This is a genomic window from Arthrobacter sp. B6 (assembly GCF_001663775.1).
GTDB lineage: Bacteria > Actinomycetota > Actinomycetes > Actinomycetales > Micrococcaceae > Arthrobacter.
In genome coordinates this window covers 1192314-1206499 of record NZ_KV467169.1, presented here as the reverse complement: position 1 = coordinate 1206499, position 14186 = coordinate 1192314, and the positions used below count along the sequence as shown (strand labels likewise).

Below are 14186 nucleotides of genomic sequence, written 5' to 3'. Positions count from 1 at the left end.
CGGGCGGTCTCCGAGGCAGTGGTGTCGACAGCAAGTCCAGCCGGAATTATCAGCAGTCTGCCTGTTACCCTCCCAGCGGCGCCATAACGAACCGGGAAGGGACCGCCGCTTGGAACGCCGCCAGGGTGGCCGGATCGGCGGTGGCCCTCCAGTCGATGACCTGGTTGGTCGGTTCCGTCTCCTCTTTGGCGTACTCGAACCATACGGCCAGTTTCATCAGGGGGAACCGCGTTGAGAGACCGGGGTCGAACAGCTGCTTCCACCAGGCAGATTTGATGTCCAGGGCTGCCGCGCCGTCTCTCCGGGCGGTGTTGTAGAACGCTGCGGTCTCGGAAATGGCGAATGGCTTGGAGTGCCCTGCAGCGTAGGCGGCGTAGAAGTCCGGGACGGCGGTTTCATCCACGAAGCCGTTTTTGTATGTTCCGGTAATTTTGGCGGCCAGCTTGCCCGGGGCGGGAATCTCGTTTTCCGCCCAGGGGTAGGCGTCGCCGAAGTGATAGAGCGTGAGTCCCACCCAGTCCACGGCGTCGTCCCCTGGCCAGTAGGGGCTGTAGGGGTCATCGTCCATGGACAGCCTGCCATCACCGTTAGTGTCCAGGGCAGCGAATGCCGCTGTTCCGGGCTTCGCCTCGTGAACCCCGCCAGAGTACGGGTAGCCTCCGCCTTCGTTCGGCGACCACAACATGGTTGATCCGGGGACAGCCTGGACGACTGCCGCCACCTCGCGGAACTTTTCGATATAAGGCGCAGGCTGCTGACCCCATGGATACCAGGATCCGTTCATTTCATGAGCGAAGCGCACCATGACGGGAACACCCTTTCGGCTCCACGCCGTCAGGTCCTGGGAGAAGTCCGCAAGCACTTCAGGCGTGATGGACGCGAGGCCGTTCCGGGGCTCCAGCGTCAACATCATGGCCGAACGAGCGGCAGCCAGCGCCAATATCTCCTCGCCCACTGCCTTTTCCTCCTCCGGGGTCAGCGGGAAGTTGACATAGCGTCCATGCAACGCGGGTGTCGCTCCCAGTCGGGATGCATAACCTTCCACGGAATCGTGCTGCCAGTCCAGCTGGACGCCAAAGTGGGCATGCCCGGGCTCGGGAACGGGCAATGCGACGCGAGGTTCGGTGATGGCGAAGGCCAGGGAAACGCTTGCGATCGCAAGCGCAACCATGCAAAGGACCATCTTCCGGGCTGCGCCTTCCCTGTTCATGGGGCTCCGAGTACCCTTTTCTCGGTCTTCAGGATGATGAACACCACGATCAGCGCCAATTCGGCGGTGATTGCGGTCGCGAAGATGACGTCCAGCAGGAGCTGATATAGCACTACGTGCAGGGCCGCCGCCAGGGGTACAGCGATGAAGACGGAGGCCATGACCGCTGCGGTGAACAGCAGGGCTATGCACAGCAGGCGGGTCCGGAGGCTGGCCCTGCCTCCCGCCGTCGGCATGGGAAGTTCCTCGCTGGCGACCCCTGCCGCGGTTGGAGCCGTTTGTGCCGGTCAGACCTCTCCGACGGAGACTGTTGTGCTTGGTTCCATGTCAATCACCGTTCCTGATGCTCGCGAGATCTGCCTGCTTAGTCTTGGGGGTCGGGATCCACTCCACGCCACGTTTTCCGGACATCCAGCCGGCAACGGCCACGAGTGCCGCGGAACTTTCGCAGATTCCTGAAATAGGGGCTACGGCTACCGCGCGGGCGATTTCCGATGTGCGGGACCATCTGTCCAGCCCGGCGTCGGCCACATTGTGCCAGGCACCAACGAACACCGAACCCAGCCACATCGAGCCGATCACGGCCAGCCAGAGGCTGGCTGCTCCGGGGATCAGCGGAGGTTCATCGAGGATCAGCGCCGCCAGGGCACGGCCCACAAAGATCGGGACCACCAGCAGTGAGAGTGTCCCGACGACGGCGCCGAGGGCGAAGGTGGCGATGCGGAACCGTGTACCCCACAACAGTCCTGTCCTGGTCCAAAGCGGAAGGGCACGGAAGCGCGGGCTCCGCGCCGCGGCGGTGATCCCCTGCAGAACGCCGAAGATCCAGCGGTACCGCTGTTTGAAGGCGCTGTGCACCGAAAAGGGAGGCTGTTCCAGCATGAGGCAGCCGTGCCAGTCGAAAATGCCGCGGCCATACTTGGTGAAAGCGTTCATTCCGAACACATAGTCCTCGGCAATGAACGGCCGGCCGTCCAGGGAGCCGATGTCCCAGCCCAGTTCGTTCTCCAGCGCTTCATCCACCACCAAGTTGGAGCCGTGGAGGTGGAGCGGAACGCCTGATTCCATCACGTGGCGGCACTCATAGCAGCCCATGGGGCGGTTTGCTTCCATCGACCGGCAGAGCACGGACGCGCGCAGGTATTCCAGGGGGTAGTAGATAGGGCCTTCGAGGACCTTCTTCTTCGTGGTGGAGAGGACCTTCACCAGCTTACGGAGCTCGTCCGGGACCATGACGCTCTCCTCGTCGTAGTGGACGATAAAGGTGCGGCCCGGTTTCCTGTTCCACAGACCCCGCCGGTTTTCCACGGCATAGTGCAGGCCCCGGGCCTTGAGGCCGGTTCCGGCAGGGGTTTCGTAGTTGACAGGGATCACCAGGGTGTGGACGGCGATCGGTGCGTCCTGGAAGACGCTCCGCACAGTCTCCGCCTGATCGGCGGATTCAGTCACAACTTCCACCGAGAGGAAGCAGCTGTAGAACGCCGGGTCCTCACGGCCAAGCTCGACGACGTTGCGAATCCCGCGCAGGATGACGCCGGTACTGCCGTCTGAGCCGCGCGTGGTGATCTGGATCTTGACGAACGGTACATCCAGCCCGCGCAGTTCGGTGGTGGTCACAGCCTCCCGCCGCCGGAAGCGTCCCGAGAAGAAGATGAAGCTCAACCAGTATCCGGCCATGCGGACGCCGATAACGGAGACCGCCATGAACAGGAACGGACCCAGCGTCATCAGCGCGGAATCAATCATGTCCGGCACAGCGATCACGGCACCGTGTCGGGGTTGGGGTGCATCCGGCCAGCCAACTCAGGCAGGGCGCACTGGAATATCGCTTCTTCACGCATTTTGAGACCTTTGCGATAGGCGGTGTTCAGTTGAACCACCAGTCCACAGGATGGGGGAGCGCGCGTCGCGAGTACCTGATACCCGTTAATTGCCGGTTGGCCGTTTTCGGTGTCTCCTGCTTGTACTCAGGATCGGGTGGGCCACCACTCGGTCTTGTCTCCTTGCGCCAGCCGCAGGCAGTGAGAGAGCGTCCGGGGAAAAGCTGCAGGACGTGAGAGAGCGTCCGGGGAAAAGCCGCAGGAGGTGAGAGAGCGTCCTGGTGGCTGCTTGACGCCCTCCGAGCCTTCCGCATATCCTGAACGAACGGTCGGTAAATAATTAGCCCCCAATGAAGGCCTTTGCATAGGAGCAACCATGGCAGCGCAGAATCTGCAGTCAGTGCCCGCTGAGCTATCCCGCGGGGAGAGCCAGGAACAGAGCCAGGAAGCAGCCCAGCGCGAGGCGGACGGCCAGGCCAACTTTGACCGCGTCATGGCCGAGGATTCGCGGATCGAGCCGAGGGACTGGATGCCGGACGCTTACCGCAAGACCCTCCTGCGCCAGATCTCCCAGCACGCGCACTCCGAGATCATCGGCATGCAGCCGGAAGCCAACTGGATTTCCCGCGCCCCCAGCCTGAAGCGCAAGGCCATCCTGATGGCCAAGGTCCAGGACGAGGCCGGCCACGGGCTCTACCTCTACTCGGCGGCGGAGACGCTTGGCCAAAACAGGGACAAGATGACGGCCGACCTCATCGCCGGCAAGGCCCGCTACTCCTCGATCTTCAACTACCCTGCCCTGACCTGGGCGGACATGGGTGCCATCGGCTGGCTGGTGGACGGCGCCGCCATCTGCAACCAGGTGCCGCTGTGCCGCGCCTCCTACGGACCCTACGGCCGCGCCATGGTCCGCATCTGCAAGGAGGAGTCCTTCCACCAGCGCCAGGGCTTCGAGATCCTGCTGGAACTCTCCCACGGCACTCCGGAGCAGAAGCAGATGGCGCAGGACGCCGTGAACCGCTGGTACGCCCCGGCGCTGATGATGTTCGGTCCGCCGGACGACGATTCGCCCAACTCCCGCCAGTCCATGGCCTGGAACATCAAGCGCTTCAGCAACGATGAACTCCGCAGCCGCTTCGTGGGAATGATGGTGGAACAGGTCCGCGTGCTGGGCCTCACCCTCCCGGACAGTGAGATCCGCTTCAACGAGGAGACCAGGAAGTGGGAGCACGGCCCGCTGGACTGGAACGAGTTCAAGGAAGTCCTCGCCGGCCGCGGTCCCTGCAACGCCCAGCGGCTTGAGCGCCGGAGGGAAGCGCACGACGACGGCGCCTGGGTCCGCGAGGCAGCGGCCGCCTATGCAGCAAAACGGCAGGCAAAACAGTCAATGACGACGAAGGAATACGCAGCATGAGCCCCCACGGCAACCCGGAAGTCCCGGCCAGCTCGGCCACCGAAATCAACCGCGAGGCGCCCAAGGCGAGCCCCGTCGTCGAGCCCGCAGACATCAAGTCCAGCCCGGTGGTCGGGCCTGGCGAGACCCGGGTTTCCACAAGCTCAAACACGCCCGGCAACGCCTGGGGCCTGTGGGAGGTCTTTGTCCGGTCCAGCCGCGGCCTGAGCCATGTCCACGCCGGGTCCCTGCACGCGCCGGACGCCGCCATGGCCCTGCGCAATGCCCGCGACCTTTACACCCGCCGGAACGAGGGCGTGTCCATCTGGGTGGTCCCGGCCGACGCCATTGCCGCCAGCGATCCGGACTCCAAGGGGTCGTTCTTCGAGTCCCCGCAGGGCAAGGACTACCGGCACGCCACGTATTACACCAAGAGCGAAGGGGTGAAGCACCTGTGAGCAGCCCCGAGACCAAAGCAACGGAAACCAAAGCAACGGAAACCAGCGCAGAAGCAGCAACCGGCCACGGCGACATCTCCACCGGCGTCCCCAATGCAGCCCCCACGGGAAGCGGCGACAGCAACGCCAGCGCCACCCGCATCACCCCGGGCAACGCCCTCCGCCCGGAGGACATCGCCCTTGAGGTCCGCACCGGCCTGGTCAAGCCCAGCGGGGACGTCGCGGAATACGCCCTAAGACTGGGCGACGACGCCCTGATCCTGGCGCAGCGCCTTGGCCACTGGATCTCCCGCGCCCCCGAGCTGGAGGAGGACGTGGCCTTGGGCAACATCGCCCTGGACCAGCTGGGCCACGCCCGGAGCTTCCTGACCTACGCCGGCGGCGCCCTCGCGAACGAGGACGGAACAGCCAAGTCCGAGGACGACCTCGCCTACTTCCGCCGCGAGCACGAGTTCCGCTCCGCCCACCTCTTCGAGCAGCCCAACGGCGACTTCGCGGTGACCATCGCCCGGCAGTTCGTGGTGAGCTACTACCAGTTCGAGCTCTACCGCCGGCTCACGGAATCCAGCGACGAAACCCTGGCCGCCATCGCCGCCAAGGCCGTAAAGGAAGTGGACTACCACCGGGACCACAGCGCCCAGTGGATCCTACGCCTGGCCGGCGGCACGGACGAATCCCGCAAGCGGATCATCCACGGCCTCAAGCTGGTCTGGCCCTACGTCGGCGAGCTCTTCGAGGACGACGCCCTGGTGACCCGCCTCGCGGAGGCCGGTGCCGCCGTCGTGCCTTCCTCAATCCGGGAAGACTTTGACCGGCTTATCGGGGAAGTCCTCAAAGAGGCCGGGCTGGAGGTGCCGGACGTTCCGTCGGCACCCGGCGGCGGCCGGAGCGGCAAGCACTCCGAGCACCTGGGCTACATCCTCGCCGAGATGCAGGTCCTGGCCCGCGAGTACCCCGGGGCAAGCTGGTGACCGTCGTGGAAATGTACGTCGCAGGCTCCAAGTCCAGGCCCAGGAGCGCCGAGCAAAAGGCCTGGGACATCGCCGCCACCGTGTGCGACCCCGAGATCCCGGTGCTCACCATCGAGGACCTGGGCATCCTTCGGGACGTGAGAATGGTCGACGACGGCGGGCTGGTTCCCGCGGTCCAGGTCACCATCACGCCCACGTACTCGGGCTGCCCCGCGATGGATGCCATCCGGGATGACCTTGAGGCAGCCTTTCAAAAGGCAGGCTACCCCAGCGTCCACGTGGACATGGTGCTCGCCCCGGCGTGGACCACGGACTGGATGACGGACGCCGGCAAGGCGAAGCTGCAGGAGTACGGCATCGCCCCGCCCACCGGGATGGCAGCCGCTGCCCGGCACGCAGGCCCAATCCGCCTCACCATGGCCGTGAAGTGCCCGCAATGCTCGTCCCTGAACACCAAGGAACTCACCCGCTTCGGGTCCACGTCCTGCAAGGCGCTGTACGTCTGCCAGGACTGCAAGGAACCGTTCGACTACTTCAAAGTCCTGTAAGGAAGCCCCCATGCCTGTTGTCCGCCAGACCGCCGCCGAATCGGCGCAGGCCACCGGCCGCCGTCGTCCGTCCTTCCACACCCTCGCCGTGGCGGAGGTGCGCCGGCTCACCGAGGACGCCATCGAGGTCACCTTCGGAGTTCCGAAGGAGCTCGCCGGCCAGTTCGACTACCTGCCCGGCCAGTACGTGGCCCTGCGCACCACGCTCCAGGACGAGAACGGCGAGCCGCACGAGGTGCGCCGAAGCTACTCCATCTGCGCCGAGCCGCGCAGCTTCCCGGACGGCAGCAGCGAGATCCGCGTCGCCGTGAAGAAGGACCTGGGCGGGCTGTTCTCCACGTGGGCCAACGCGGAGCTGAAGGTCGGGGACACCCTGGACGTCATGAGCCCCATGGGCGCGTTTGTGTCCAAGCACGGCCGGGACGGCAAAGCCGTGGACCAGAATGTCATGAACTCCATGAACCACCCGGAGGACCTGGCGGGGGAAGCTGCCTCGATTGGGGGAGGCACCTTCGTGGCCATCGCGGCGGGGTCCGGCATCACCCCGGTGATCGCCATTGCCCGCACGCTGCTGGCCGCCCACCCGGAGACCCGCTTTGACCTGATCTACGCCAACAAGGCCGCCATGGACGTGATGTTCCTGGAGGAGCTCGCGGACCTGAAGGACAAGTACCCGCAGCGGCTGGCCATCCACCACGTGCTGTCCCGCGAGCAGCGCATCGCGCCGCTGCTCAGCGGCCGGATCGACGCCGAGAAGCTCCAGCAGCTGCTGGGCACGGCCATCCACGCGGACGATGTGGACGAGTGGTTCCTGTGCGGGCCGTTCGAGCTGGTGCAGCTGTGCCGGGACACCCTGGCCGAGCGCGGCGTGAAGCCGGAGCATATCCGGTTCGAGCTGTTCACGTCGGGCAAGCCGGACCGCCCGGAAGGCCACGCCGGCCGTCCCGTGGTGGTGGACGAGTCCAAGGAGACGTACAAGATCACGTTCAAGCTGGACGGCCTGCAGGGCGAGGTGGCCAGCCCCACGCACGCCCGCGAGTCCATCCTGAACGCCGCGCTGCGGGTCCGTCCGGATGTGCCGTTCGCGTGCGCCGGGGGAGTGTGCGGCACGTGCCGCGCCAAGGTGGTCACCGGCAGCGTGGCCATGGACGAGAACTACGCGCTGGAGCAGGATGAACTGGACAAGGGGTACGTACTGACCTGCCAGAGCCACCCCACCAGCAAGGAAGTCAGCGTCGACTTCGACGTCTAGTTTCTACTAACAATTGAGTCCGGGTACACGCCCGCAGGGTTCCCTGGCCGAGCTTGCGAGGTTAGGGTGCGGGTGGGGACACGGACGAACCAAGGAGCCCCATGATTTCCCTCTCCATCAGCAACGGCGTGGCCGAGGTAGTGCTGGACGCACCGCACAAGCTGAACTCGCTGGACGAGCAGGCGCTGAAAGAGCTGGCACAGGCGTACGACGACGCCGCTGCCGCCGCCTCACGCGGTGAGGTGCGGGCGCTGCTCCTCAGGGGAGAGGGCCGGGCCTTCTGTGCCGGCCGGGACATCTCAGGGGTTTCGCCGGAGAGCGACGACGCTGCCGCGTACCTGGGCGGGCTGGTGCAGCCGCTGCTGAAAAAGATGAGTGAGTTCCCGGCGCCGACCTTCGCGGCCGCCCACGGCGCGTGCCTGGGCGTTGGGCTGGGCCTGCTGCTGGCCACGGACGTGGTGTACGTTGCGGAGAACGCCAAGTTCGGCTCGCCGTTCGCCAAGCTGGGGGCCACGCTGGATTCCGGCGGGCACTGGTACTTCACCGAGCGCCTGGGTATGCACCGGACGCTGGACCTGATCTACACGGCGGAACTGATGAGCGGCGCGGACGCCGTGGCGCAGGGGATGTTCAGCCGGGCCATGCCGGCGGATGAACTTTTGGACAACACCCGGGCTATTGTGTCGAAGGTGGCCACCGGGGCAACCGGAGCCTTCAACGCGAGCAAGGACCTGGTGGCGCACATCCGGGACCAGCGGCTGGGCCTGTGGGAGGCCATGGAAGAAGAAAATTCGGAGCAGGCACGACTGTGTAAAACCGATGATTATGCCGAAGGATTCAGGGCTTTCCAGGAGAAGCGTGAGCCAAGGTTTACTGGTTAGCAATTGCTATCTCGGGGTACTGATTTGTATGGTTCACGTATGACTATGGGGAAATCTGTGACCAAAGCCGTCATTCCTGCTGCCGGATTGGGAACGCGTTTCCTACCCGCCACCAAGGCAATGCCGAAGGAAATGCTCCCGGTGGTCGACAGGCCGGCCATCCAGTACGTGGTGGAGGAGGCGGTCAATGCTGGCCTCCACGACCTCCTGATGATCACGGGCCGCAACAAGCGGGCCTTGGAGGACCATTTCGACCGCGAACCAGGCCTGGAGGCCGCACTGGAGAAGAAGGGCGACAAAGAGCGCCTTGAGTCCATCCGGTACGCTTCCCAGCTGGGCCCCATCCACTACGTACGCCAGGGCGAAGCCAAGGGCCTGGGGCATGCCGTACTGTGCGCCAGCCAGCATGTGGGCAACGAGCCGTTCGCTGTGTTGCTGGGCGACGACCTGATCGACGAGGCCGAGTGCCTGCTCACCACCATGATGGAGGTGCAGCAGAAGACCGGTGGCTCCGTGATCGCCCTGATCGAGGTGGACCCCATCCAGATCAGCGCCTATGGCTGCGCGGATATCTCCCCGGTTGAGGGTGAGGACTTTGTCCGGGTCAACAGCCTGGTGGAGAAGCCGGCCGCGGGCGAGGCACCGTCCAACCTGGCCGTCATTGGCCGGTACGTGCTGCACCCGTCCGTGTTTGGCGTGCTGGAGAAGACCGAGCCGGGCCGCGGGGGAGAGATCCAGCTGACGGATGCCCTGCAGACCCTGGCTGCAGGCGAGGGCGAAGGCTCGGGCGTCTACGGCGTGGTCTTCAAGGGCCGTCGCTACGACACCGGAGACAAGCTCAGCTACCTCAAGGCCGTGATCACTTTGGCGTCAGAGCGTGTGGAGTTCGGCGAGGACCTGAAGACCTGGATGAAGGGCTTCGTCAGCTAGCTGCTGCTGTTCTTGCTCTCGACGGGCCCGCCGCTGACCAAGCGGCGGGCCCGTAGTCGTTTAAGGACTGCTGAGGCCAGGAGCGCGCCAATTACAGCTCCTCCCGTGTTTGTGACAAGGTCCAGTGGGCTGGCGAAGCGGTTGTCAAGAAACAGCAGTTGCCCCAGTTCCATGCAGCCGGACACGATGAGGCCAAAGGCGCCGACCTGCCACCAGCGTTTGGCAGGAAATGCCATGGATGCTACGGCGCCTACGGGGACAAATAACGCAACATTCGCAGACGCTTCCACAAATTTGTAGTTGAACCACTTCGGAATTCCGTGGGAGTGAAGGAATTTCAATAGCCTTGCCAGGTCGCTCTGCACGGGCCGATCTATGGGGCTCGGCCAGAATGCCACGAACGCAAGCGGGACAAGCATTGCTACGAGGACCCAGCGCCACGGGCGGGGGTCTGCAAAGAAATTCAAGAGGGCCTCAGGACGTTCTCAGAATGGCTAAATACGCCGCGCCTAGAGCGGCGACAGCGAGAAGGCCTAGGAGGACGTAGGGGAGGGCCTGAGGGCCCGGCAGGGGTATGGAGAAGTCGAACTGCCACCGTGTTCTGCGCCAATGTCTCCCCATAGCTCTAATAAATACCACGGACGTGGCCGGTTCATGTGGTGTTCTTTGCTTAAATGCAGAGGGCGGGTGGTTCCCGGTTTCCCGGAGAACCACCCACCCTCTTTGGTGCTTGTGGGTGTTGCGGTTACGCAGCGGCCTCGGTCTTGGCGCGGCGGCGAACAACAACTACGGAAGCTGCACCGGCGGCAAGTGCGCCAGCACCGACGATGGTCCAGAGAACCAGGCCGGAGTCAGCACCGGTGTTGGCCAGCCCGCCACCGGTGGTGGCGAGCGGAGCGCCGCCGGTGTTTGCCAGTGACGCAGCAACCGTCACAGTGACGGGGCCGACAGTGACGCCGGAGGTGTTACCCGTAGCCGTGATGGAGTAGGTTCCCGCTTCGCTGATGGCCAGCGGGTAAGCGAAGGCGCCCTGAGCGTCTGCTGTGGCGCTGAAAGTCTGCGGCGCCAGGAAAACAGGGATCTTTCCAACGACTGAGGTGCCACCGAAGGTAGCGCCGGAAGCTGCGGGCGGGTTGCCCGGAGTTACGGTGATGGTGATGGTTTCAAAAGGCTGCATGCCCTGGCCGCGGAAGACGAAACTTTCGCCCGGGCCAACGGTGCCGTCAGAAACGGCGGCCTGCGGCGGAAGGGGCGGGTAGGTGCCTGCGACTGCAGGGGCCGAGCCGATAAGTGCGATGGATCCAGCCAGTGCGAGTGCTGCGAGTGTCTTTTTCATGTGTGTCCCCCCGGAGACGTTTAAGTTTTAGATGTACCCGAATTGAGGAGGTTTCCTCACCGCACGAGACCTGTACGGAAATGCCGGATAGATATCCCAGAAAGACGTTACCATTTTGCGCGTGGTGTGAGCAACGTCAATCCAGTCGGTTTACATAGTGTTAACGCCGTGTCCACACGGCCTAGCCACATTGCGCATTTTGTGTGGGCAGGATCACATCCTTTACATCCTGCACCGTGGGCGTGACAACCAGGTTAGGTTCCGTATGCTGGACTATTTTGCCGAAAGTAAACTCCACGCTGCGGCTTTCTCCAGGTGCGAGTCGCACTGCTAAGACTCCAACAGGCCTGTTGCTGTGTATGTAGGGAGCGAACTCCGTCCTCTGCCCGTCCAGCTTCGCAATCTCAACATGGGCTTGGACCGGTCCGTAGGCGACAATATTAGTCTGAACGGACCCCGGCGGCACCCCGAAATTTCCGTCGCCCGTGACATAAGCGGGCAAAGAAGTTGCGGCACTGCTGGGCGCGGTATTCGAGCTCGTGATTCGAACGGTGGTCTGCTCGTAGCCGTCTTTCGGACATTCCTTAAAAAGCTGAACCGTGCGTTTGACGTAGTAGTCCATCTTGGCACCGGTGCCGTCATTGAAGTAGACACCGAATTCCGCGGGTGAAACACTCGGGCCCGCTATTGATCCACTCACCGGATATCTGACTAGGACCGATTGTTCGGCACTGTTTGCGGACCAAACAAGGACTCTGCCCTCTTTGGTACCTCGAGTAATGCCCTCGAGGAGTCCCTTCGCGTCTCCCTTGCCCCCGGACAATGCCGAGAAAGCTTCTTGGGCAACGCCCGCAAAATACAGGTCTTGTAACTCCGGTTTTTCAATCTCTCTGTAGACGTCTGACAGCAGAGTCTTGACAAGATTTCCGCCATCAAGCTGAGTTGGCAGTGATTCCCCGGCCAGTTGAACCAGATCTGGGTTTGTGATCGTGATGGGCCCAGTGGCTTTCAGAATGTATGCCAATGTGATTGGGTCGATCGATATCACGCCATCTACACGCTGACCGGTCCTTCGCTCCCACATCTGTTGGGCAGTCGATGCTGCCGTCGGGAAATCGGGCGTCAGATTGACATCCTGCATGAACTTTCCCAAGCGGGGCGAATAGATGAATTGCTGTTGTGCGTCCACCGGAACAGGTGGAGAAATCACCCCCATGTCGGTTGCACTGCTTTGGGCGCCTAAAGTGAGCTTGCCCTTATCCAAGTTGAGTACGGCGATTGCACCTGGGATTCCACCGGATGCCCGGGATTCGGCATTGTTCTGAATCATGAGTAGGTAGGAGCGATTTTCAAGGGCCCCTAACATCGCGGGAAGCAACTGTGATGCGTTTGCGGATGCATCAAGGGCATCAGTGACATCGTGGAGTTTATTCCTGGCTTCAACCAAGGGCTCTGCGACTTGTGGTAGCAGCTTCGTACTGTCAATTTCCTCCAGCCGTGCCGCGGAAGTGCGAACAGCGTGTGCTGCAGATGTGACGCTGGGGGACGCTGCCTCGAGCGGACCGAAATCTATTCCAGTGGCGTTCGGGGCTAATGTTTCCCAATTCAGGGAGCCAAAGACCCCGACGAGTGGTGCTAATGCAAGATTGGCAACGTCGTCGGCTGAACGTGCAACCTCTGCTACGGCACTGAAGTTTGGACCGATTCCAGGAATGGCCGAAGCCAAGACCCAAATAGGATCTGTAGCCGCTTCTTCGGCGGAGGCGGTGTGAGAGCGGATTTGCTCAACAGTTGCTGTAGCGCTGGCGGGGTCGTTCCTAGCTACGTCTTCCTTGAGTCCGTCGACAAGCTTCGATGCAGCGCTAAGTTCTTGATTCACCTTGGACGCTTTCACGCCAAGCCATGCCACAGCGGCGCAAGACAGGAGTACTGCCGCCCCCACACAAGCCAACAGACTGATTAGGCGCCGTCGCGCTTTCACTTTTCTGCGCCTCGGAATGGGAGGCTTCTGTGATGGGTCGCTTTCATGCGAGTGTTGGGCATCCGACATCGTCAGGGGCGTCCTAGGCCTCGATAGGTCCATCCAGCTGATCGCCACTTGCCTGCATCGAGAACATTCCGCCCGTCAAGGATAAATGGTGAATTTACAGAAGCAGCCAGCGAGTAAGGGTCGAGATCGCGATACTCCTGCCATTCTGTGAGAAGGAGCAAGGCATCAGCTTTGTGCACTGCCGCCTCAGTGTTGGATTCGTAGTGAAGCTCCGGAAATCTCCGCGCGGCATTGTTAAGTGCCTTTGGATCAGTTACCGTCACCACGGCCCCTTGCAACTGAAGCTGTGCAGCGATGCTGAGGGACGGCGAATCCCGGACATCGTCGCTCTCGGGTTTGAAGGCAGCCCCTAGCACTGTCAGTCTCTTGCCCAAGAGCATTCCGCCGCAGAGCTCTCGGGTCAACTCCACGACACGCGTCCGACGCCGCATGTTGATTGCGTCAACTTCCCGCAGGAATGTCAGGGCCTGATCCGCTCCCAGCTCCCCAGCACGCGCCATAAAGGCGCGAATATCCTTTGGAAGGCACCCTCCTCCGAACCCAATGCCTGCGTGCAGAAACTTTCGGCCGATTCGGTCGTCGAGCCCTATGGCGTCAGCGAGCCTGGTTACATCTGCCCCCGTAGCCTCGCACACTTCGGCCATGGCGTTTATGAAGGAAATCTTCGTGGCAAGGAAGGAATTGGCGGCCGCCTTTACGAGCTCGGCAGTGGGATGATCTGTCACAAGTCGTGGAGTACCAGCGCTCAGGGAACCTGCGTAGACCTCGTCCAAGATCGCAACGGCCGGATGCTCCTCCGAACCGTCAATAACGCCGTAGACAAGCCGATCAGGGCTGAGGGTATCGCTAACCGCGTGTCCCTCTCGAAGAAATTCCGGATTCCACACCAAATGGGCGGCAGGTTCCTGGGTGGCAAGCTGCTCAGCGAGACGTCCCGCTGTTCCCACAGGCACTGTGGACTTGCCTACAATGATGTCTCCAGGCGTCACATACGGCAGCAGGCCTAGCACAGCCGCGTCGACGTAGGTCATGTCGGCAGCATTTTCCCCTTTTTTCTGCGGTGTTCCAACGCAAATAAAATGTACTTCGCTATTAGCAGCGAAAGACATATCCGTTGTGAATGACAGGCGACCGGTTTCTTGGACGTCCTTCAACAGGGCCTCAAGCCCTGGTTCATAAAATGGGGCGGTCGCGTTCGAGAGATCCTTGATCTTGCGGTCGTCCACATCGATTCCGACAACCTCATGACCAAGCTTTGCCATGCAGGCTGCATGAACAGCACCCAGATATCCACACCCGATTACAGAAATACGCATCGATAAAACCTTCCCCAGAAA

General features: G+C 62.6%; 14 protein-coding genes. 7 read left to right on the top strand and 7 right to left on the bottom strand.

From position 1 onward, the window contains the following. Positions 1 to 64 precede the first annotated feature (64 nt). The 3 genes from AU175_RS20260 to AU175_RS20250 form a co-directional block, all read right to left on the bottom strand. Positions 65 to 1171, bottom strand: a complete 1107-nt coding sequence (locus AU175_RS20260) for a glycoside hydrolase family 26 protein (RefSeq protein ID WP_231938668.1) — start codon at positions 1169 to 1171, stop codon at positions 65 to 67. A gap of 35 nt (positions 1172 to 1206) precedes the next feature. Then, positions 1207 to 1446 carry a hypothetical protein gene (locus AU175_RS20255; RefSeq protein WP_066293859.1) on the bottom strand — a complete coding sequence of 80 codons (240 nt, stop codon included), beginning with the start codon at positions 1444 to 1446 and terminating at the stop codon, positions 1207 to 1209. 91 nt (positions 1447 to 1537) lie between these two features. Beyond that, complete coding sequence (locus AU175_RS20250; RefSeq protein ID WP_066293847.1) at positions 1538 to 2974, bottom strand: glycosyltransferase family 2 protein; 1437 nt, start codon at positions 2972 to 2974, stop codon at positions 1538 to 1540. A gap of 432 nt (positions 2975 to 3406) precedes the next feature. Between AU175_RS20250 and paaA the strand changes: the two genes are divergently transcribed. The 7 genes from paaA to galU all read left to right on the top strand — a co-directional run bounded on the left by paaA (position 3407) and on the right by galU (position 9463). Further along, positions 3407 to 4444, top strand: a complete 1038-nt coding sequence (gene paaA, locus AU175_RS20245) for a 1,2-phenylacetyl-CoA epoxidase subunit PaaA (protein WP_066293844.1) — start codon at positions 3407 to 3409, stop codon at positions 4442 to 4444. Further along, on the top strand, positions 4441 to 4881 hold the full coding sequence (paaB, locus tag AU175_RS20240) for a 1,2-phenylacetyl-CoA epoxidase subunit PaaB (protein WP_066293842.1): 441 nt from the start codon (positions 4441 to 4443) through the stop codon (positions 4879 to 4881). The genes paaA and paaB overlap by 4 nt, the downstream gene beginning before the upstream one ends. Then, positions 4878 to 5852, top strand: coding sequence for a 1,2-phenylacetyl-CoA epoxidase subunit PaaC (gene paaC, locus AU175_RS20235; protein ID WP_066293837.1), 975 nt, complete (start codon positions 4878 to 4880; stop codon positions 5850 to 5852). The genes paaB and paaC overlap by 4 nt, the downstream gene beginning before the upstream one ends. 11 nt (positions 5853 to 5863) lie before the next feature. Further along, entirely contained in the window at positions 5864 to 6400 is a 537-nt protein-coding gene (gene paaD / locus AU175_RS20230; RefSeq protein ID WP_066294563.1) for a 1,2-phenylacetyl-CoA epoxidase subunit PaaD, read from the top strand. Between the two features lie 10 nt (positions 6401 to 6410). Further along, positions 6411 to 7652: a 1,2-phenylacetyl-CoA epoxidase subunit PaaE gene (gene paaE, locus AU175_RS20225; protein WP_066293835.1), complete on the top strand. Its 1242-nt coding sequence runs from the start codon at positions 6411 to 6413 to the stop codon at positions 7650 to 7652. A 101-nt stretch (positions 7653 to 7753) separates the two neighbouring features. Further along, on the top strand, positions 7754 to 8533 hold the full coding sequence (locus AU175_RS20220; protein ID WP_066293832.1) for an enoyl-CoA hydratase/isomerase family protein: 780 nt from the start codon (positions 7754 to 7756) through the stop codon (positions 8531 to 8533). 39 nt (positions 8534 to 8572) lie between these two features. Next, on the top strand, positions 8573 to 9463 hold the full coding sequence (gene galU / locus AU175_RS20215; protein ID WP_066293830.1) for a UTP--glucose-1-phosphate uridylyltransferase GalU: 891 nt from the start codon (positions 8573 to 8575) through the stop codon (positions 9461 to 9463). On the opposite strand, the gene AU175_RS20210 is transcribed toward galU, so the two are convergent. The 4 genes from AU175_RS20210 to AU175_RS20195 form a co-directional block, all read right to left on the bottom strand. Next, positions 9460 to 9828: a VanZ family protein gene (locus AU175_RS20210; protein WP_231938667.1), complete on the bottom strand. Its 369-nt coding sequence runs from the start codon at positions 9826 to 9828 to the stop codon at positions 9460 to 9462. The two genes, galU and AU175_RS20210, sit on opposite strands and share 4 nt — an antisense overlap. Positions 9829 to 10208: 380 nt before the next feature. Continuing rightward, positions 10209 to 10799 carry an LPXTG cell wall anchor domain-containing protein gene (locus tag AU175_RS20205; protein WP_066293826.1) on the bottom strand — a complete coding sequence of 197 codons (591 nt, stop codon included), beginning with the start codon at positions 10797 to 10799 and terminating at the stop codon, positions 10209 to 10211. A 181-nt stretch (positions 10800 to 10980) separates the two neighbouring features. Next, on the bottom strand, positions 10981 to 12678 hold the full coding sequence (locus AU175_RS20200) for a DUF4012 domain-containing protein (protein ID WP_231938666.1): 1698 nt from the start codon (positions 12676 to 12678) through the stop codon (positions 10981 to 10983). A gap of 173 nt (positions 12679 to 12851) precedes the next feature. Next, a complete protein-coding gene (locus tag AU175_RS20195; RefSeq protein WP_066293824.1) occupies positions 12852 to 14165 on the bottom strand; it encodes a UDP-glucose dehydrogenase family protein in 1314 nt (437 codons plus the stop codon). Positions 14166 to 14186: the final 21 nt, after the last annotated feature.